We start from the raw sequence: 20108 nt of genomic DNA on the forward strand, positions 1-20108 counted from the left end.
TAGGGGCTTACCCGAGATGCTTCAGGAGCGCATCCAGCACCGGAATCTGGCCCTTGACGAGCTTGATCCGCGCATCCGGTTCTGCCACCCAGCGGGCATCGTCCACTTCGGGGAAGTCCTGGATGTTGCCTGATCCCCTGGGCCATTCGAGCGGAAAGGTGTTGCTCACAATCTGTTCAGGCTGGAAGTCAGACTCAGCTGCGAAGACTGTGATGATTTTCCCTGAAGGCTGCCTGAACTCGCCCAAAGGAAGGTAGTCCACGGCCGGCGGCGGCGTGCCGATCTCCTCCGCGAACTCCCGCAGCGCTGCCGGCAGCGGATCCTCTTCGGCCCCGTACTCGCCTTTGGGGATCGACCAGGAGTGGGTCGGTTTGCGGGCCCAGAACGGTCCGCCCATGTGGGCCAGCCAAAACTCCAGCCCGTCTGCTCCCCGCCGGTACAACAGGATTCCTGCACTTCGAACAGCCATTTTCGTTCCTCCCTGCCAAGGCTATACCTGGGACGGGACGCGGACAGCAAGGAGGCGGGCACCTTGCCGGTGCCCGCCTCCGTTCGCTCAACCCTGGCGGGTCAGCTTAAAGGGTCAGCTCAGCGTCGCGGTGTCGATCACGAAGCGGTAGCGCACGTCCGAGGCGAGGACCCGCTCGTAGGCGTCGTTGATCTTGCCGGCCGGGATGACCTCGATCTCGGAACCGATCCCGTGCTGGGCGCAGAAGTCCAGCATTTCCTGGGTTTCGCGGATTCCGCCGATCATGGAACCGGCGAAGGACCGGCGTCCCATGATGAGGGCGAAGGCGTTCACCGGGAGCGGTTCCGCCGGGGCGCCGACGTTCACCAGGGCGCCGTCGAGGGTCAGCAGCTGCAGGTAGGAGCTGATGTCGATCGAGGCGCTGACGGTGTTGATGATCAGGTCGAAGCTGCCGGAGAGGTCGGCGAAGGTGTTCTCGTCGCTGGTGGCGTAGTAGTGGTCCGCGCCCAGGCGGAGGCCGTCTTCCTGCTTCTTGAGCGACTGGGACAGCACGGTGACCTCGGCGCCCATGGCGTGCGCAAGCTTGACGGCCATGTGGCCCAGTCCGCCCAGTCCGACGACGGCGACCTTCTTGCCGGGCCCGGCGCCCCAGTGGCGCAAGGGGGAGTAAGTGGTGATGCCTGCGCACAGCAAGGGAGCGGCGACGTCGAGTTCGATGCCTTCGGGGATTCCCACCACGAAGTCCTCGGTAACGACGACGTGGGTGGAGTAGCCGCCCTGGGTGATGGTGCCGTCACGGTCCACTGCGCCGTAGGTGCCCACGTTTCCGGCAAGGCAGTACTGCTCTTCGCCCTTAAGGCAGTTGGCGCATTCGCGGCAGGAGTTCACCATGCAGCCGACACCGACGCGGTCGCCCACCTGATGTTTGGTCACCTCGGCCCCGACTTCGGTGACGATGCCGGCAATCTCGTGGCCGGGCGCCAGCGGATAGCTCTGGGGTCCCCAGTCGCCGCGGACGGTGTGGATGTCTGAGTGGCAGATGCCGGCGAACTTAATGTCGATGAGCACATCGTGGGGGCCGACGTCGCGGCGTTCGATGGTGGTGGGGACGAGGTCCCCGGTTGCGGACGGTGCAGCGTAAGCGTTTACGGTAAGCATTCTTCTCCAGTGCTGATTATTCGAGTGGTTACGGCCGTGGGGAGGGGTTCAGTTCAGCAGGCGGGCGGCCCGTCATCGAGGCGACGGTGCGGTCAAGACCTTGCCTGGCTCGACTTTCCGCTGGGATGTCCGGGCATCAGTTCTTCGATGGAGGCCCCGGCGGGGGCGACGCCGCCGGTGAGCCGATGTTCCGCATCACGGTGCCGAAGTCCATGGGCACTTCGGTGTACTGGGCGGCTTCCACCCTACCAACTGCACCGCCGTCGCGCACAACGGCGAAGGTGTTATCGATGACAGAGCCCTGCTGATACGGGTACTGGCAGGGCCTCCCACGTTCTGGAGCGGCGGTCTAGCGTAGTGGCATGGAAACCCAGCCCAACCTGGACAGCCGCGCCGAGATCCGTGACTTCCTGTCCACCCGCCGTGCGCGGATCAGCCCCGATCAGGCCGGGCTGCCCGCCTATGGGGGCAGCCGGAGGGTGCCGGGCCTTCGCCGTGAGGAAGTCGCAATGCTGGCCGGGGTGAGCATTGACTATTACATCCGCCTGGAGCGCGGGAACCTCTCAGGCGTTTCGGACAGCGTGCTCCAAGCCCTTGCCCGGGCACTCCAGCTCGACGACGCCGAACGCGAACACCTCCTGCACCTAGCCCGGGCCGCCGGCGCGCCCGCACGCCCGCGCCGCCGGCCCGCCCGGCAGCCCGTACGTCCGCCGGTGCAGCGGATCCTCGACGCCATGGCCGACGTGCCCGCGTTCGTCCGCAACGGGCGGCGTGACATGCTCGCCGCCAACGTCCTGGGCTATGCGCTCTACTCCGAGATCTATGCGGACCCGGCCCGGCCCGCGAACCTTGCCCGGTTTGTGTTCCTCAACCCGCGTGCCCGGATGTTTTTTCCGGACTGGGAGGGCGCCGCGGGGGACCTGGTGGCCAACCTCCGCCAGGAAGCAGGCCGCAATCCCTACGACAAGGCACTCGCGGACCTCGTGGGGGAGCTGTCCGTGCAGAGCACCGGGTTCCGTACGCTGTGGGCTGCCCATAACGTGGGCTATCACCGCACCGGGCTCAAGGCCATCCACCACCCGGTGGTGGGTGACCTCCAGCTCACCTTCGAGGCCATGGACCTTCCCGCGGACCCGGGCCTCTCGCTGGTGGTTTACGGCGCCGAGCCGGGCTCGGCAACCCAGGACGCCCTAAAACTCCTCAGCAGCTGGGCGGCATCACAGGAAGGCGCCGCGACCAAGGAGAGCGCTACTGGATCCCGGCGTACAGGGCGTCAAGCTCGGCGGTCAACTGCTTCTGCACGGCAGGCGTCCCGATTTCCTTGCCGTCTATGTGATTCACCGGAGCCAGGAGCCTGATGCTGGAAATCAGCCATACGGCGTCGGCATCCAGCAGGTCCCGCGGTTCGAGCGGGCCGTAACCCAGCTCCCAGCCGGCCGCCTTGGCAGCGGTGAACAGGGCCCCCTGGGAGGTTCCCGGCAGGATTCCGCTGTCCAGCTGCGGCGTGATGAGGCGCCGGACCGTACGGATGCCGCCTGCACCGTCGTCGGACGTTTCCAGGTGCGCCAACAGCACAGTGGAGGTGGGGCCCTCCAGGACGCGGCCGTCCGATGAGGTGAAGATGACATCGTCTGCCCCCTGCTTGCGGGCATGGCGCAGGGCAGCCATGTTCACTGCATAAGAGAGCGTCTTGGCGCCTAGCAGCAGCCACGGCGCGCGTTCGGCGACGTCGCTGTCATAGCCGCGGTCCAGCAGAATGACGTCAATGCCGGTCTCACGCTGGCGGCGTCCCGCTGCGCCCACCGGCGAGACCTGCACCCAGCAGGTGGGGGTGTCCGCGCCCTCCACGCCCCGGGTGGCCACCAGCTTGACCACCAGTTCGTCCTCGGCGTCGGCGGGCGCCGGATGTTTCGCGCGGTGCTCGGCCACACCCGTTTCGATGGCCGCCCGCCACCGGTCCTGGCCCGGGATCACCAGATCGAGGACCTTCGCCGAGCCGCCAAGCCGGTCCAGATGGGCCTGCAGCTTCCGTACCGCGCCGCCCACCGCCAGCATCGACTCGAACACGCCGTCCCCGCGGGTGGCCCCCTGGTCCGTGGCCAGCAGCTGCGGCCGGGAAGCATCGGCCAGCCGGCCGGCCGGAAACTCCGGGTCCAGAAAAACAAGCACCACAGTGGCAGGAGAAGTCATGGCTCCAGCTTAGTCGGGCCCGACGCCGATAAGCTGGGGTCACTGCCCTGGTGGAATCCGTCCGCCGGGGTGCTCACTGCGGGGGTTAAATCGAGTGCTGTGGCCAGTTTCGCTTTGGGGTACCGCTCCGGGATGGGTTGTGGTGCTGCTTGGCGTGGCCGACCTGGTGATCAGGGTCCTGGCCGTTGGCATCATCCCCGGCAACAGGCGCCCCACCACCGCCATGGCGTGGCTGCTGGGCATCTTCTTCGTCCCGTTCGTTGGCCTGATCCTCTTCCTGCTCTTCGGCAACTTCAAACTTTCCAGCAGGCGCCGGCAGCAGCAGGAGATCGTCAACACCCGGGTGCGCTCGGGCATCTCGGCGCTCGCCGACGTCGAAAGTGACTACCCGGGCCCGGAATGGGTGAAGTCCGCCGGTGAACTCAACCGCCGGCTGGGTTCCCTGCCGATGGTGGACGGCAACTCCGTCAAACTCATCCCCGGCTATCCCGATTCGATCCTGGCCATGACCGAGGCCGTACGAAAAGCCAAAAAGTTCGTCAACGCCGAGTTCTACATCATGAGCACCGACCACATCACCAACGATCTGCTGACCGCCCTCGAGGAGGCTGCCGAACGCGGCGTGGAAGTCCGTGTCCTGTTCGACCACATCGGCACACTCCGGGTCCCGGGATACCGCAACCTCCTCAAGCGGCTCAAAGCAGGCAAGATCCAGTGGAAGCGGATGCTCCCTCTGCTGCCCACCCAAGGCCAGTGGCGCCGTCCGGACCTGCGCAACCACCGCAAGATCATGGTGATCGACGGCGAAATCGCCTTCACGGGCTCGCAGAACCTGATTGAGCCGTCCTACAACAACAAGCGGCACCGCAAGGCCGGCCGCGAATGGGTGGAGCTGATGGCTTCCCTGCGCGGACCGATCGTCACCACCCTGAACGTGGTCTTCGCCACCGACTGGCTCAGCGAAACCGACGAGTCCCTCGAACACCAGCTGCAGCTCCCTGCCAACCCGGAACCGGGCAACGTCACCGCCCAGGTGGTGCCCAGCGGCCCCGGATTCATCACCGAGAACAACCTGCGCCTGTTCAACACCCTGATCTACTCCGCGCAGCACCGGATCTCGATCTGCAGCCCGTACTTCGTTCCGGACGACTCCCTGCTCTACGCCATCACCACCGCCGCCCAGCGCGGTGTGGATGTGGAGCTGTTCGTCTCCGAGAAGGGCGACCAGTTCCTGGTCCACCACGCCCAGCGCTCCTACTACGAGGCACTGCTGGAGGCCGGCGTCCGGATCTACCTCTATCAGGCGCCCTTTGTTCTCCACGCCAAGCACTTCACCATCGACGACGAAGTGGCCGTCCTTGGTTCGAGCAACATGGACATGAGGTCCTTCTCGCTGAACATGGAGGTTTCGGTGATGCTGCTCGGCGCGGACATCGTCAATGGCATGCGCGCGGTGGAAAACACCTATCGGGACATTTCCAGCGAACTCCTGCTCAAGGACTGGGTGCGGCGCCCGCTGGCTGCCCGGTACGTCGACAACGTGGCGCGGCTGACAGCAACCGTCCAGTAGCAGGCGGGATCAGCCGGCGGGGAATTCTGCGCCCAGTGCGGAGAGCACGCCGTAGGCTTTCACCCTGATCTCGTCGTATTCCTCCTCCGGCACCGAGTCTGCCGTGATGGCACCGCCGACGCCGAGAGTCAGTTGGGCCCACGGCTCAGCGTTGCCGCTGTTCCCCGGGTCCGTGGTGGTGACGAGGGTGCGGATGGAGACGGCCAGGTCCGTGGCGCCGTTCAGCGAGAAGTAGCCGATCGCGCCGGAGTACAGTCCGCGCGGCCCTCCCTCCAGCCGGTCCAGGATGGCCATGGTGCTGATTTTCGGGGCGCCGGTCATGGAGCCGGCAGGAAAGCATGCGGCCACCGCTTCGGCCCGCGGTGAACCGGGCAGCAACTGCGCATCGATGGTGCTGACCATCTGGTGAACGGTTGCGTAGCTTTCGATCTCGCACAGCCTGCTGACCGTGACGGTGCCGGGTTCGGCGAAGTGGCTGAGGTCGTTCCGCAGGAGGTCCACGATCATGATGTTCTCGGCCCGGTCCTTCAGGGACGTCGCCAGCTCCTCATGCAACTGCCTGTCACTCTCGGGGTCAGCACCCCGGCGGCGGGTGCCCTTGATCGGTTCGGCCCGCATGCCGCCGTCGGAGGTGATCTTCAGGAACCGCTCCGGTGAGGTGCTGGCCACCGTCAGGCCGCCGAACCGCAGGTAGCCGGCGAACGGGGCGGGGTTCTTCTTCCGCAGCGCCAGGTACGTCGGCCATGGCGGGGCCGCTTCGGCGGGCGTCCGGGCAGTCATGGTGGTGGTGAGGCAGACCTCGTACGAATTCCCCTCATGGATTTCGTGCTGGGCCGCAGAAACCTTGGATTTGTAGGCCTGTTCGGTGTCGCGGCTGCTGAACGCGATGCTGCCGGGGATGACGCCACTGCCGGAAGGGGCAGCGCCAGTACCGGGAAGGACGACGCCGCTGCTGCCGCACGGGACTGCTCCCGCTGCCGCCACCGCCCGGCGGGCGTCCGTCAGCCACTCATCGGCGTCAGGAGCCTCCAATGCGAGCAGCCAGGCTGTTCCCTCCACGTGGTCCAGGACCACGGCGCGGCCCGCGAAGATCAGGGCAGCGTCAGGGGTTGGTGAGGTGACGTCCGTTCCTCCGGTCTCGCGCTTGAGCTCATAGCCCAGGCAGCCGAGCCAGCCGAGCGTGAAGTCGCCGGCGTAGCCGTCAGGGGTGCGCACTGCCCTGCGTCCCCAGACTGTATCCAGCCAGCGGAAGAAGGGGCCGTGCACCCGGGCAGTGGCGGAGCCGGCGGTGATCCGGCTTTCGCCTGAGCGGTGGGTGACCGCCTGGCCGTAGGTTCCGGCGTCGTCCGCGAGGATGCTGAAGCGGCTGCGCTCCCTGGCAGGGGACCGTTCAGGGGTGGCGGGGGATGGCTCAGCCGCCGGTGCTGCGGCGTTGGAGGAGTCCAGCCAGACGGCGTTGGGGGAGCCGCCGTAGAGCGTTGTGAAGAGCGTCGGGGCGTCCGGTCTGGACTTCAGGCGCTCCGCCCTGAGCTTGAGGCCCCGGCGGGTGGCAAGCTCCGGGATCAGCGCCGGTCCAAGGGCCGGCACGTAGCTCAGGGCCTGCAGGACGTCCACGGGTGCGGAACCATCGGCCTTGTTGAGTACCCGGATATCAGCGTGGTGGGGGACGTCGTCGTCGGCGAGCCAGTCATCCTCCTGCGCGGCCCACTGGTCCCAGAACGGTTCATACGTGCCGCCGTCGCGCTCCAGGGCCCGCTTCCTGCGCACGTTGTCCGGCGAATCGGCCCAGATGACGGCGCTGAGCAGGGGCCTTGCCTGCTTGGCGGCGGCCCCAACGCCCTCGACGATGACAATCTCGGCGGGAAGGGTGACCCGGGCGTCGCCGTCGTAGTGGTTGACCCAATCCCAGCTGATCCAACTGGCTGGTTCGCTGCGGCTCAATGGCGTCAGCACGGTCGTCACATAGCGCTCGATCCCGGCGGTGAGGCCGTTCCAGCCCGGGTAGATGTCCTCGAGGTGAAAGAGCGCCACCTTATGGTGATTCCGCAGCAGCGCGGCGAGCTCGATGGCGAGAGTGGTCTTCCCTGCGCCGGATCGCCCGTCAATGGCGATGATCACAGGTGCGGGGGTCATGAAATAGAGCGTACCGCTACCGGATCAGCTGCCGGCGCGGTGCCTCCTGGCGGAGGACCTTGCGGACGTGCCCGACGATGCCGGGAACGGCGCCATGGATCTGCTGCCAGGCGGCATCAAAATCGGCTTGGCCGCCGTACCAGGGATCCTCGATGCCCTGATCCAGGAGGTCACTGCCGATGACTGCGGGGTCGAAGCTGCGGAGCATGCGGACTTTGTTCATGGATTCCTGGTCCGGCGCTGCATCGCGCAGCCAGGCGTAGTGGTCGACGTCCAGCGCCAGGATCAGGTCCCTTTCGCGGAACCAAGGCATTTTCCATTCGCGGGCAACGTGGTGTTCCGAGCTGAGCTGGGTGATGGCCAGCCTTCTGGCGGCCCGGGGGTCTATGGGCCGCCCTGCCTCGTAACCGGTGGTGCCTGCCGAGTCCACCATCACCTGGCCGTCAAGTCCTTCGGCGAGAAACGCCGCTGACAGCATCAGCTCGGCCATGGGCGACCGGCAGATATTGCCCGTGCATACGGCGATGATGCGATATGGGCTCGACGATGAGTTCATGGAGCTAAGCATGAAGGATGGAGGACGGTCTTGGCTAGCGGCTGTTCGCATAGTCTTACAGATTTAGTCAAGCGCTCGAAATATTCCGTCAAACGGCTGGCCGGGTGGCTGTGATCTAGTGGATCAAGGCCAGGAGAATGCCCACTCCGACGAAGAGGACGCCGAAAATCCGGCTGAGGGTCTTCTGGCCCCGGGCGTCGTGCGTGAAGCGCTGGAACGACTTGGCGGCCAAGGCGAAAAAGAACCACATGACCAGGATGTCGATCGCCACGACGGTGGCGGTGAGGACCAGGTATTGCGCCAGCAGAGGCTGTTCCGGCCGGATGAATTGCGGCATAAAGGCGAGAAAGAAAACGATCGCCTTGGGGTTCAGCAGGTTCACCCAGAGGCCGCGCCGGAACATTGACCACGCTGGCTCGATTCCCGGCGGAGCGGCGGCTCGTTCCTGGTCCAGGTCCGGCTTGCTGAGGAACTGCCGGATGCCGAGGTACACCAGGTAGGCTGCGCCGGCGTAACGGATCACGTTGAAGGCCACCGGGGAACTCGCCACCAGGACCCCCACGCCCAATGCCACGATGACCACGTGCACCACAAGGGCCGCCTGCTGACCCAGGATGCCCCAGATGGACCGTCGGAACCCGGACGTCAGCGAGTTGCTCATCGTGTTGATGGCACCCGCGCCCGGAGTGAAACTGATCAGGACGCCGGCGCCCGCCAATGCGAGCCAAAGGGAGAATTGCACCAGCCAAGTTTAGTGCCGTAGTGCGGACCATTGGACATGTATTCGGTCTCTTCAAGGCCCAAATGCCCGATCATGAGGAATCCGCGCTGATGGGCACGGATTCGCAGCGCGTGCGCTTCTTGAATGAATGATCATGCTTTTGAGGCTATTCGCCCCGCGCTGCTCCCGTACCCTCCATGTTTGGCTATGTGGAAAAGCCCAGGCCTGATCCGGAAGGCATCAGGCCCGGGCGATGACCTCACCGTTCGGAATCAGGAACCAGCCGTCGTCGGTGGACCCCCAGCGGTGCCAGCCTGCCGAGATCCGCGCGAGGTCCGCGGGGTTGGCGAAGCCATACTCAAGTGCCTGCTCCGCGAAGGCTGAGTGAAGCACCCGCTCGCCCCAGACCCGTGCCTGCCAACGCCGCTGCTGACCGGTCGCGTACAGCCAGTTGCTGCTGGTGGGGGCAACATCGGTGAACCCTGCGGCCTGGGCCCAGGAGACCAGGCGGCGGCCGGCGTCGGGTTCTGCCCCGTTGCGGCGGGCAATCCGCTGGTACAGCTCCATCCATTCGTCCAGCTCGGGGATGGCGGGGTACCAGCTCATGCCGTGGAAATCGGCGTCGCGCACCGCCACAATTCCGCCCGGCTTCGCCACTCGCCGCATCTCCCTCAGCGCTTCAACCGGGTCGGTCAGGTGCTGCAGGACCTGGTGGGCGTGCACGAGGTCGAATGTTTCGTCCTCGAAATCCAGGTCATAAATGTTGCCGGCCACAAACTCGGCGTTGGCCACGCCGCGTTCAGCGGCGAGTGCTGTGGCCTGGCTGATGATGTCCGGGGACCTGTCCAGCCCGGTCACCTTGCCGGGGGAAACCAGGCCCGCGAAATCGCAGGTGATGCTTCCCGGTCCACATCCGACGTCGAGCACGCTGATGCCCGGAGTGAGGTGCGGAATGACGAAGGCCGCAGAGTTCTCCGCGGTCCTGGCGGCGTGGGCACGGACCACCGACTCGTGGTGGCCGTGCGTGTACACATCGTCGTCTCCCGGCTGTTGCGCGCTCATAACCAAACGCTACCGCCGCAGGGACCTGAAGGGGAGGAGCCGCCGTCGTGGTGTCAGCCTAGGCGGGCTGCGCGGGTGATGCGGGGCCGCCGTCGGACGCTTCCTGCCGGGCCGCGATGGTGGCCTCCACCATTGCGGTCATGAAGCGCGTCACCGTCTCGAGTTCCTGCTCTCCGAAGGCGGCCATGGCTGTCCCCATGTGCCGCGAGAGCGGCATGAACATGGCGCCCCCGTCCTGGAAGGCCTTGGGGGTCATGCGGAGCTGGACCTGCCGGCGGTCCGAGCCGACCCGCTCGCGGATGACATGCCCGGACTGGACCAGCCGGTCGATGAGTGCTGTGGTGGCGGGGGAGCTGAGGTGGAGTTCCTTCCTCAGGATGCCCGGGGTGACCACGGTGCCCTTGGCGGAATGCCGCATGATGACGGCAAGGGCGTTGAGGTCGGTGCGGTGCATGTCGTTGCGCGCCCCGGCCGTATCCACATACCGGTTGGCCTCGAGGGTGAAGTCCTGAAGGAGCCGCACCAAGGCCTGGGGGGCACTGTTTTCCGGGCGCTGGAACGCTTCTTCTGCCATCTAAGCGTTCCTCCTTGTGCTGATTGGTTGCCCTGAGGGATATTACTCCACGCACTTTTTCGGAGAACCCAAAAAAAGATATTTATCTCTACCGTGGAGATACTCTATGATGGAACCAATTGTATCCCCCTCGCCGATCCCAAGCTCTGAAGGAATCATGAAATCCTCTCCCCAACACAAAGTGCGGGTTCCGTTCTGGCTGCGCTGGCTCATTCCGGCGATGCTGGTACTGGCCTGGCTGGCCATTGCCGGAGTCGGCGGTCCCACCTTCGGGCGGCTCGATGAGGTCTCATCCAACGACCAGGCTTCCTTCCTTCCCGCGGGCGCAGAGGCCACGGCGGCGCAGGACTGGCAAAGCAGGTTCCGTGACTCCGACGAGGTTCCGGCGGTCATCGTCATTGAGAATGACGCTGCCATCAGCCCGGCTGGGCTCGGCGAACTTGCGGCACTGAAGGCCGGGCTTGAGGGCCTGGGGCTGGGCAGTACCGTGATCGGGCCCATCCCGTCCGAGGACGGAAAGGCCGTGCAGTTCATTGCCCCCATCGATTCCTCGGGCGAAGTGAAGGAATCCGTCCAGGAGCTGCGCGACTTCCTTGCCGAGGGGGCGCCGGAGGGAATGCAGACCTACGTGACGGGTCCCGCCGGGCTCGCGGCCGACCTGGTGAGCGCTTTCGCCGGGATTGACGGGTTTCTGCTGCTGGTGGCGCTCGGTGCGGTGTTTGTGATCCTGCTGATTGTCTACCGTTCGCTCCTCCTCCCCATCGCCGTCCTCCTGACCTCGGTGTTTGCGCTGTGCGCCGCGATACTGCTGGTGTTCGGGATGGCCAAGCTCGGGTGGATCCAGCTCAACGGCCAAAGCCAGGGGATTCTTTCCATCCTGGTGATCGGCGCCGCCACGGACTACGCGCTGCTTTACGTGGCACGGTTCCGGGAGGCCCTCACCCACACCCATAACCGGACCGCCGCCGTGCTGACTGCCTGGAAGGCTTCGTTTGAACCCATTCTCGCGTCCGGCGCCACGGTGATCATCGCCCTGCTGTGCCTGCTCTTTTCCGACCTGAATTCCAACAAGGCCCTTGGCCCGGTGGCCGCCGCCGGCATCCTGTGCTCGCTTTTTGCCGCGCTGACCCTGCTGCCTGCCTTGATGGCGCTTCTGGGCCGGGCCGCCTTCTGGCCGTTTGTTCCCAAGCTGGTTCCGGCCGACGAGCGCGAGCCGGAACTGGTCACGGGCCTGGAAGGGCAGAAGGGCCTCTGGCGGGCCACGGGCTCGCTCGTGGCCCGGCGCCCCCGCACCGTGTGGATCGCTTCGGTCCTGCTTTTGCTCGCCGCTTCGGCCGGGGTTCTGCAGCTCAAAGCAAACGGTGTGCCGCAGACGGACGTCATCCTCTCGGCCTCCAACGCTGTGGACGGCCAGGACGCGCTGGCGCGCCACTTCGACGCCGGCAGCGGCAGCCCCGCCGTCGTGGTTGCGGACCAGGGCAAAGCCGAGGAGGTACTGGCAAAGGTCAAGGCGGCCGACGGCGTCGGCGATGCTTACCTGTTGGCGCAGGGGAGTGTTCCCATCACCGGAGCCCCCGGCGCGCCGAGCTCGCCGGATGTCCGCGAAGGAAAGGTGCTGATCAACGCCACCCTGAACTACGCGGCGGACTCGATTGAGGCAGAGGATGCCGTCAAGGTCCTGCGCGAACAGGTGAAGGCGGTCGATGCCGACGCGCTGGTGGGTGGCGTCACGGCGACGGCCCTGGACACCAACACCACTGCCCAGCGCGATCTGGTGATCATCATCCCCATCGTGCTGGCGGTCATCCTGGTGATCCTGATGCTGCTCCTGCGCTCGGTGCTGGCGCCCGTCCTGCTGGTGCTCTCCGTGGTCCTGTCCTACGGGGCTGCCATGGGCGTCTCGGCCCTGGTCTTCAACAACATCCTGGGCTTCCCGGGCGCAGATGCGACCGTCCCGCTGTTCGGCTTTGTGTTCCTGGTGGCGCTCGGCGTGGACTACAACATCTTCCTCATGAGCCGCGTGCGCGAGGAGTCGCTGAAGCACGGGACCCGCCCCGGGATCCTGCGTGGACTGGGTGTGACCGGCGGTGTCATCACCTCGGCCGGAGTGGTTCTGGCGGCCACGTTCGCTGCGCTCAGCATCATCCCCATCATGTTCCTGGTGCAGCTGGCATTCATCGTGGCCTTCGGCGTGCTGCTGGACACCGTCCTGGTGCGCTCGCTGCTGGTTCCTGCGCTGGCGTACGACATTGGCCCGCGCATCTGGTGGCCGGGCAGGCTTGGCAGGCCTGAACTGGATACGGCCGTTCAGCGGGACGCCAGCGGCAGCCACGAGACGGACCTGGAGGGCGCAGGCCGCCGCTAGGCCGGCCCTTCGCGTCACGTGACTGGAGCCACCTTTCGGACGGTGGATAACTGCAGCAGCGCAAACTTGCATTTGTGCAATATTTGCAGTTGTGCAAATATTGCTGCATGAGCAATGTTCTTTCTCCCGGCCTGAGGGAGCGCCGCAAAGCGGAAACCTGGTCAGCGCTTCATGAGGCTGCCGCTTCCCTGGCCCAGCAGCGCGGACTGGACCAGGCAACGGTGGAGGCCATCGCGGACAGCGCCGGCGTATCTGCCCGGACCTTCTTCAACTACTTCCCCTCGAAGGAAGACGCCGTCCTGGGCCTGCGCGAGCCTGTGCTCGATCCTGACGAATCAGCCAAGCTGACCGGTGCGCCGGACCTCCTGGCCCAGGTGTCATTGCTGCTTGTGGCCGTCGGCCGTTCCGCCATCGGGGACACGGACGCTGCCCGGCGGCGCGAATTGCTGCACCGGTACCCGAACCTGTTCCAGAAGCATATGGAGTACATCGCCAAGGCCGAAGCGCTGGCCTGCCAGGCCGTCGTTGACGCGCTGGCCAACGATCCCTCCTGGTCGGGCGGCACCGAAGGGTTCAGCCCCGGGGAGACTGCCCGGATGATCGTCATGCTCGCCTCAGTTCCCGTCCGCTTCAGGGCAAAATCCCCCGATTTCGATCCCGCCACAGGGCTCACCCCCGAGGACCTGGCTCCAGCGGTGGCACTTCTTCATCATCTGCAAAGGAAATTCTCTTGACCAACCACGCACTCCCCACCGAGGGAAAGCCCGCCGGGAAGCAGCACATCGTCCTGCTGTTCGTGGGACTGATGCTCTCGATGCTCCTGGCCTCGTTGAACCAGACCGTGCTCAGCACGGCGCTGCCCACCATCGTGGGCGAACTCCACGGCGTCAACGACATGCTGTGGGTGATCACCGCCTTCATTCTGGCTTCCACAGTCACCATGCCGATCTACGGCAAGCTCGGCGACCTGATGGGGCGCAAGTCCCTCCTGATGGCGGCCATCCTGCTGTTCATGGCCGGTTCGGTTGTCGGCGGCCTGGCCAACGATATGAGTACGCTGATCGTCGGCCGCGTGATCCAGGGCCTCGGCGGCGGCGGCCTGATGATCCTGTCCCAGGCCGTCATCGCCGACGTGGTTCCGGCCCGGGAACGCGGCAAATACATGGGCATGATGGGCGGCGTCTTCGCCATCGCGTCCGTCGCCGGTCCGCTGCTGGGCGGCTGGTTCACGGAAGGACCCGGCTGGCGCTGGGTGTTCTGGATCAACATCCCGCTGGGTTTGCTGGCCCTGGCCGGCGCTTTCTTCTTCCTTAAGCTGCCCAAGCACAGCGGCAGGCCGCGGCTGGACCTCGGCGGCATGGCGCTGCTGGCCATTGCCACCACCTGCCTGGTCCTCTTCGCCACCTGGGGCGGCAGCAAGTACCAGTGGACCGACCCGATCATCCTGGGCCTGATCGCCGGCACCGTTGTCAGCGCCGCCGCTTTTGTCTTCGTGGAGAGCCGTACGGCCGAGCCGATCATTCCGCTGCACCTCTTCAAGGACCTCAACTTCAACCTCGCCACGATTGCCGGCCTGCTGATCGGTGTAGCCATGTTCGGCGCCATCGGTTACCTGCCCACCTACCTGCAGATGGCATTCAGCGTCAACGCCACGGATTCGGGCCTGCTGATGATCCCGATGATGGGCGCCCTGCTCGTCGCCTCGGTGGTCTCGGGCCAGCTGGTCAGCCGCACCGGCCGCTACAAATGGATGCCGATCGCCGGCGGCATACTGGTCGCAGCGGCGTTGGTGCTGCTCTCCACCCTCAAGCCGGACTCGCCGCTTTGGGAAATCTGCGCCTACCTGGCCGTCATGGGCCTGGGACTCGGCCTGAGCATGCAGATCATGGTCCTGATCGTCCAGAACTCGTTCCCGCTCCGCGAAGTCGGCACCGCGACGGCGTCGAACAACTTCTTCCGGCAGATCGGCGCCACCCTGGGCTCCGCCGTCGTCGGCAGCCTGTTCGCCAGCCGGCTGGCGGCCCTCCTGGTCGAACGGCTTCCTGCCGCGGCCCAGGGCGGCGGGGCGCCCGGCGGGTCCAACTCACTGACGCCCGCCGTCGTCGGTACCCTGCCCGCGCCCCTCAAAGAGATCATCGTCTCCTCGTACAACGATGCCCTGACGCCGATCTTCATCTGGATGGTCCCGCTGGCCCTGGCCGCAGCCCTGCTGATGTGCTTCGTCAAGGAGAAGCCGCTGGCCACCGCCGTCGAGCACGATGTGCTGTCCGAGTCCATATCGGAGGGCAACATACTGATCACGGCCGACGACGCCGACGCGGAGGCGCCAGTCGCCGCCAGGCGTTAATCCTGCACAGGGTTTAATCCTGCGCCCGCCACCACTTCACGGTCGCCGCCGCGGCTTCGGGAAGCGGGGTGGGGTGCAGGCCCAGGGCGGCCTGGCTTGCGGCGGAGTCCATCACAAACGGCTTCTCGAACTGGTAGAGCATTTCCTCCAGCTCCCGGACATCCTTGGAGAACACACCCGTTGCCCGGATAGCCCACGCGGGCATGGTTCCGATCCGCGGCGCACGCACCCCGGCTGCCTCGGTGAACGCGGACGCCAGCTGCCGCTGGGTCAGGGCAGGCCCGGTGGGCGTGTGCCAGACCCTGTTCCACAGCGACGGCGTGCGGGCGGCGTGGATCATGGCGGCGGCCAGGTCCGGCACATAGGTGAACGAGTGCGGCTGGTCGGCGCTGCCTAGGACCCACACTTTTTTGCCGGCCAGCACGGCGGGGACCAGGCGTTCTCCCGCGTGCGACATCCGCACCCGCGGGCCGAAAAAGTCGCCCGACACCATGCTGACCGTGTTGGTGGCCGAAGCGGCCCGTGCCTCCAGCAGGCTGGTCCGGACGCCGCGCTTGCCCCCCGTAGCGGTCCGGGGTCCCGCCTCCGTCATGGGGCGCTCCGGCTTGCTGTACGAATAAAGGCTTTCAGGAAAGACGACGACGGCGCCCGCCACCCCTGCGGCGGCCAGCACCGTCTGCTCGGCCACGGGAAGTTCGGCCTGCCACGCCTGGGCACTGTAGGAGGAGCCGTGGATGCAGTGATACACCGCAGCTGCCCCTTCAAAAGCCTGCCGTAACTGTGCGGGATCCCTGACGTCCGCCTTAAGCCTCTCCACGAGGGGATGCCCCGGTCCGCTGCCCGAGCGGGTCAGGATCCGGACGTTCTTTCCCTGTTCCGCCAGCTGCCCGGCAACGGTCCAGCCGACGGGGCCCGCCCCGGTTACCACGTGTAAATCGTTCATGACTTTCTCCTCCATGAGCGTTATCTCCCACAATGAGAGCAGCGCTCTCCTTTTATTCTGGGCTCCGCTTCGGGAGCCGTCAAGAGCAGTGCTCTCAAATGTTGACGCTGCTCTGGCGTGTGCAGCATGCTGGAGCCATGACGGACCCAGGCGCCAACACGGAAACCATCCCCCCACCACGGACGCCGCGCGAACGTGCCCGCGCCCAGACGATTGCGGACATCGTCCGGCTGGGGCGGGCGCACCTGGCCACGGACGGCGCGGCAGCCTTGTCGCTTCGGGCTGTCGCGAGGGACCTTGGCGTCGTTTCCTCGGCCGTCTACCGCTACGTCGCCAACCGCGACGAGCTCCTCACGCTCTTACTGGTCGATGCCTACGATGAGCTCGGTGACGCCGTCGACGCCGCGGTGTATGCGGTGCCGGGGAATGACTTTGCCGGACGGTTCGCGGCACTCGGCCGGGCCGTCCGGAACTGGGCCTTGACGGAACCGGCCCGCTACGGACTCCTGTTTGGAAGCCCGGTGCCGGGGTACCGGGCTCCCGCCGGGCAGACCACAATGCCAGGTACGCGCGTGATCTTCAGGCTGGTCGGAATTGTCGATGCTGCCTACCGGGCAGGTGCGCTGGCCCCGGAGCCGCGTGCCGCCGTCGTGCCTTCACTCCTGGCCAAAGACCTGGCGGCCATCCGCGCCGAACTTGGCCTTGAGACGCCGGACGGGGTGCTGGCCAACGGAGCGCTGGTGTGGACTTCGCTGTTCGGGACGGTGAGCTTCGAGGTGTTCGGCCAGTACGGGGCGGAGACATTCAGTGCCCGCGACGAGCTGTTCGAGCACCATCTGGCCGTCCTTGCAGGAATTGCCGGACTCAGGAACTAAGCGTTCGCCTGCGGACGTCCCCCGAATATCTGCAGGCCGGCTCAGATGCTAAGCATGCTGCCCTTCCGCTGCCCGGCCTCCGGGTCTAGCGTGATCAACAGCAACTGAATCTCCGCCGCACACCGTCGTGAAGTCCAGGAGGCCCGCATGGCTGACCGAATTGCCGAGATCTGGGGAAGCCGGACGCCCTATGCCCGCGATGGGCTTTGGCCCGTGCGTGTTGACCAGGCGCTCGCCGGCGGCTTGGCGGAAAAGGACGTGGACCGCTGGGTGCAGTCGGCCTGCGTCCTGTGCAGCAACGGCTGCGCCTGCGACATCGCAGTCAAGGACGGCGCCATGGTGGGAATCCGCGGCCGCGCAGGGGACCTGGTCAACCACGGCCGGCTGGGCCCTAAAGGCCTCTTCGCCAGCTGGCAGGGTGTCTCCCATAAGGACCGGCTGACCAGCCCGCTGATCCGCGAAAACGGGCAGCTGGTGGAGTGCAGCTGGGACACGGCGATGGAGCGCATCGTGGGCCGGAGCCGGCAACTGCTGCAGGAACGCGGGCCGCTCAGCCACGGTTTCTACACAAGTGGCCAGCTGTTCCTGGAGGAGTATTACGCGCTGGCCGTGATCGGCAAAGCCGGCATCGGCACCCCGCACATGGACGGCAACACCCGGCTGTGCACCGCCACGGCGGCGGCCGCGCTGAAGGAAACCTTCGGTGCCGACGGCCAGCCCGGGGCGTACCAGGACATCGACCACTGCGAGGCCATCTTCCTGTACGGGCACAACATGGCCGAAACCCAGACGGTCCTGTGGTCCCGTGTGCTGGACAGGATTGCCGGACCGGACCGGCCCCTGGTTGTCTGCGTGGATCCGCGGGACACCGAGGTGGCAAGGCATGCCGACGTGCACCTTGCCGTAAAACCGGGGACCAACCTGGCGCTGATGCATGCCCTGGTCCGGGAGGTCCTCCACAACGGCTGGGAGGACGGCGGCTACCTGGGCGAGCATACGCTGGGGCTCGAGGACCTCCGGCAGACAGTGGAACCGTGGACTGCCGAGGCCGCAGCCGAAACCTGCGGCGTGGCAGCCGAGGACATCCGGCAGGCGGCGAGGATCTTCGGCACCTCGGACCGGGTGCTCTCCACCGTCCTGCAGGGCTTCTACCAGTCATCACAGGCCACCGCGGCCTCCTGCCAGGTCAACAACCTGCACCTGCTCCGCGGAATGCTGGGACGCCCGGGCGCGGGGATACTGCAGATGAACGGCCAGCCGACAGCCCAGAACAACCGGGAATGCGGGGCCGACGGCGACCTGCCGGGCTTCCGGAACTGGGAGAACGAGGACCACATCCAGGACCTGGCCCGGCTCTGGAACGTGGATCCGGGCATCATCCCGCATTGGGCGCCCCCCACGCATGCCCTGCAGATCTTCCGCTACGCCGAGCAGGGGTCCATCGAATTCCTGTGGGTCTCCGCCACCAATCCCGCAGTCTCCATGCCGGAGCTCCCTCGGATCAGGGACATCCTGGCCAGGCCCGAACTCTTCCTCGTGGTGCAGGACCTGTACCTGACCGAAACCGCCCAGGCGGCCGACGTCGTCCTTCCCGCCGCCGGATGGGGCGAAAAGACCGGGACCTTCACCAACGCCAACCGCACAGTGCACCTCTCGGACAAGGCAGTGGAACCCCCGGGGGAGGCGCGGCCGGACCTCGAGATCTTCCTGGACTACTCCCGCCGGATGGACTTCAGGACCAGGGAAGGGGAACCGCTGCTGCGCTGGACGGGGCCGGAGGAAGCCTTCGAAGCCTGGAAGGAGTGCTCGCGGGGGCGGCCCTGCGACTATACGGCCATCAGTTACGAACGGCTCCGTGGCGGCAGCGGCATCCCCTGGCCGTGCAACGGGGAGAACCCCGATGGCCGCGTCCGGCTGTACGGGGACGGCGTGTTCCCCACGGCGCCTGAATACTGTGAAAACTACGGGCACGACCTCCTGACCGGCGCCGCCATTCCGCCGGCTGAATACCAGGCCTCGGCCCCGGCCAGCCGGGCCATCCTGCGCAGCGCGCCCTATGCGCCGCCCCATGAGGAGCCGGACCAGGAGTATCCGCTGCAGTACACCACCGGACGCACCGCCTACCAGTTCCATACCCGGACCAAAACAGGCCGGTCCAAACCGTTGAACGCGGCGGCGCCTAAGGCCTGGGTGGAGATGGCTCCTGAGGACGCGGCAGCCTGGGGAATTTCCGAAGGCGACGTGGTCAGGGTTACCTCCCGCAGGGGGAAGATCGAGGCCCCTGTCCGCATCAGCGGCATACGGCCCGGAACTGTTTTCGCGCCGTTCCACTACGGCTACTGGGACAGTAGCGGAGAGCCCGGCTCACACCCCACGGCCGCCAATGAACTGACTCTCACCGAGTGGGATCCCGTCTCCAAGCAGCCGGTGTTCAAGAACGCGGCCGTGAAGGTGGAGCGGATCGCCGGGGCGGCCGGCCCCGCCCCGGCACCCACGACCACGGCCTCCCGGCCCGCCGGGGATGCCCGGGTCCCGGCTACTGCGGGAGGCGCGGAAGCCGAAGCCTCCGAGGTCCTCAGCCCCGGCCCGCCACCAGAGTTTCCCGGCGCCATCAGCTCGGGAGCCACGGGCTCCGATGCCGCCACGCCGGATCCCACCGGAGGCCCGCGATGAACCTCAAGATCTACCTGGGCCTGCTGCTCAAGGCCGAGGAAACCCTGGCCCGGTCCTACCGCGAGGTGGCAGAGGGGCACGGCGCTGAACCGGATGTCCACTTCCTGTGCCTGACCCTCGCGCAGCAATGCGACGCGCATGAGCGGCGGCTGCGGCCCGTCGTCGAACGCTACGGTGAGGACACCTCCGAAAATGAACCTGAGCGGCTGCATGCAGAAGGCCTGGCCGAAACGCGCAGCGGGCCGGTGGGGCTGTTGCGGGACCTGCAGGATCTCTACCTGCTGGCGAGCCTCGTGGACATCACCTGGTCCATGATCAAGCAGGCCGCCTCGGCCCTCCGGGACCGGGAGCTCCTGGAGGTGGTGGAAAAGTGCGACTCTGAGACGACCATCCAGCTCCAATGGCTGCAAACAAGGATGAAACAGGCCGCCCCGCAGGCCCTGGTGGCCGCACGCTGAAAGGAGATGACAGA

17 protein-coding genes are annotated in these 20108 nt (G+C 66.3%); 8 read left to right on the forward strand and 9 right to left on the reverse strand.

Features of this window, described 5'->3' with window-relative positions; translation table 11 throughout:
* Window positions 1-7 precede the first annotated feature (7 nt).
* Complete coding sequence (locus ACS5PJ_RS04135) at window positions 8-469, reverse strand: NUDIX hydrolase (RefSeq protein WP_439433651.1); 462 nt, start codon at window positions 467-469, stop codon at window positions 8-10.
* Between the two features lie 114 nt (window positions 470-583).
* A complete protein-coding gene (locus tag ACS5PJ_RS04140) occupies window positions 584-1627 on the reverse strand; it encodes an NAD(P)-dependent alcohol dehydrogenase (protein ID WP_439433652.1) in 1044 nt (347 codons plus the stop codon).
* Window positions 1628-1989: 362 nt separating this feature from the next.
* Between ACS5PJ_RS04140 and ACS5PJ_RS04145 the strand changes: the two genes are divergently transcribed.
* Window positions 1990-2985: a helix-turn-helix transcriptional regulator gene (locus tag ACS5PJ_RS04145; protein ID WP_439433653.1), complete on the forward strand. Its 996-nt coding sequence runs from the start codon at window positions 1990-1992 to the stop codon at window positions 2983-2985.
* Here the strand turns inward: ACS5PJ_RS04145 and ACS5PJ_RS04150 are convergent.
* The gene (locus tag ACS5PJ_RS04150) at window positions 2876-3817 is read right to left on the reverse strand and encodes an aminodeoxychorismate lyase (RefSeq protein ID WP_439433654.1); all 942 of its coding nucleotides are present in this window, start codon (window positions 3815-3817) and stop codon (window positions 2876-2878) included. The two genes, ACS5PJ_RS04145 and ACS5PJ_RS04150, sit on opposite strands and share 110 nt — an antisense overlap.
* 97 nt (window positions 3818-3914) lie before the next feature.
* Here ACS5PJ_RS04150 and cls point away from each other — a divergent pair, with 97 nt between their 5' ends.
* Complete coding sequence (gene cls / locus ACS5PJ_RS04155; protein WP_439434105.1) at window positions 3915-5387, forward strand: cardiolipin synthase; 1473 nt, start codon at window positions 3915-3917, stop codon at window positions 5385-5387.
* Window positions 5388-5396: 9 nt separating this feature from the next.
* Here cls and ACS5PJ_RS04160 read toward each other — a convergent pair whose 3' ends face one another.
* The 5 genes from ACS5PJ_RS04160 to ACS5PJ_RS04180 all read right to left on the reverse strand — a co-directional run bounded on the left by ACS5PJ_RS04160 (window position 5397) and on the right by ACS5PJ_RS04180 (window position 10433).
* Complete coding sequence (locus ACS5PJ_RS04160) at window positions 5397-7520, reverse strand: chorismate-binding protein (RefSeq protein ID WP_439433655.1); 2124 nt, start codon at window positions 7518-7520, stop codon at window positions 5397-5399.
* Window positions 7521-7536: 16 nt separating this feature from the next.
* On the reverse strand, window positions 7537-8076 hold the full coding sequence (locus ACS5PJ_RS04165) for a low molecular weight protein-tyrosine-phosphatase (RefSeq protein WP_439433656.1): 540 nt from the start codon (window positions 8074-8076) through the stop codon (window positions 7537-7539).
* A gap of 115 nt (window positions 8077-8191) precedes the next feature.
* Window positions 8192-8818 (reverse strand): LysE family transporter, encoded by a 627-nt coding sequence (locus ACS5PJ_RS04170; RefSeq protein ID WP_439433657.1) that lies wholly within the window; start codon window positions 8816-8818, stop codon window positions 8192-8194.
* A 219-nt stretch (window positions 8819-9037) separates the two neighbouring features.
* Window positions 9038-9859, reverse strand: coding sequence for a methyltransferase domain-containing protein (locus tag ACS5PJ_RS04175; RefSeq protein ID WP_439433658.1), 822 nt, complete (start codon window positions 9857-9859; stop codon window positions 9038-9040).
* 58 nt (window positions 9860-9917) lie between these two features.
* Window positions 9918-10433 carry a MarR family winged helix-turn-helix transcriptional regulator gene (locus ACS5PJ_RS04180; protein ID WP_439433659.1) on the reverse strand — a complete coding sequence of 172 codons (516 nt, stop codon included), beginning with the start codon at window positions 10431-10433 and terminating at the stop codon, window positions 9918-9920.
* 157 nt (window positions 10434-10590) lie between these two features.
* Between ACS5PJ_RS04180 and ACS5PJ_RS04185 the strand changes: the two genes are divergently transcribed.
* The 3 genes from ACS5PJ_RS04185 to ACS5PJ_RS04195 all read left to right on the forward strand — a co-directional run bounded on the left by ACS5PJ_RS04185 (window position 10591) and on the right by ACS5PJ_RS04195 (window position 15145).
* Window positions 10591-12798 carry an MMPL family transporter gene (locus tag ACS5PJ_RS04185; RefSeq protein WP_439433660.1) on the forward strand — a complete coding sequence of 736 codons (2208 nt, stop codon included), beginning with the start codon at window positions 10591-10593 and terminating at the stop codon, window positions 12796-12798.
* Between the two features lie 107 nt (window positions 12799-12905).
* Window positions 12906-13532 (forward strand): TetR/AcrR family transcriptional regulator, encoded by a 627-nt coding sequence (locus ACS5PJ_RS04190; RefSeq protein ID WP_439433661.1) that lies wholly within the window; start codon window positions 12906-12908, stop codon window positions 13530-13532.
* Window positions 13529-15145, forward strand: a complete 1617-nt coding sequence (locus ACS5PJ_RS04195) for an MDR family MFS transporter (RefSeq protein WP_439433662.1) — start codon at window positions 13529-13531, stop codon at window positions 15143-15145. Before ACS5PJ_RS04190 ends, ACS5PJ_RS04195 begins: the two co-directional genes overlap by 4 nt.
* A 13-nt stretch (window positions 15146-15158) precedes the next feature.
* On the opposite strand, the gene ACS5PJ_RS04200 is transcribed toward ACS5PJ_RS04195, so the two are convergent.
* Window positions 15159-16088 carry an NAD-dependent epimerase/dehydratase family protein gene (locus ACS5PJ_RS04200; RefSeq protein WP_439433663.1) on the reverse strand — a complete coding sequence of 310 codons (930 nt, stop codon included), beginning with the start codon at window positions 16086-16088 and terminating at the stop codon, window positions 15159-15161.
* Window positions 16089-16225: 137 nt separating this feature from the next.
* On the opposite strand from ACS5PJ_RS04200, the gene ACS5PJ_RS04205 reads away from it, so the two are divergent.
* From ACS5PJ_RS04205 to ACS5PJ_RS04215, 3 genes are all read left to right on the forward strand, one after another.
* Complete coding sequence (locus ACS5PJ_RS04205; protein WP_439433664.1) at window positions 16226-16963, forward strand: TetR/AcrR family transcriptional regulator; 738 nt, start codon at window positions 16226-16228, stop codon at window positions 16961-16963.
* Between the two features lie 147 nt (window positions 16964-17110).
* Window positions 17111-19636: a molybdopterin oxidoreductase family protein gene (locus ACS5PJ_RS04210; protein WP_439433665.1), complete on the forward strand. Its 2526-nt coding sequence runs from the start codon at window positions 17111-17113 to the stop codon at window positions 19634-19636.
* Entirely contained in the window at window positions 19633-20094 is a 462-nt protein-coding gene (locus ACS5PJ_RS04215; protein WP_439433666.1) for a hypothetical protein, read from the forward strand. Before ACS5PJ_RS04210 ends, ACS5PJ_RS04215 begins: the two co-directional genes overlap by 4 nt.
* Window positions 20095-20108 lie beyond the last annotated feature (14 nt).

This window comes from Pseudarthrobacter cremeus (assembly GCF_051857465.1).
In the GTDB taxonomy this organism is placed as follows: Bacteria; Actinomycetota; Actinomycetes; order Actinomycetales; family Micrococcaceae; genus Arthrobacter.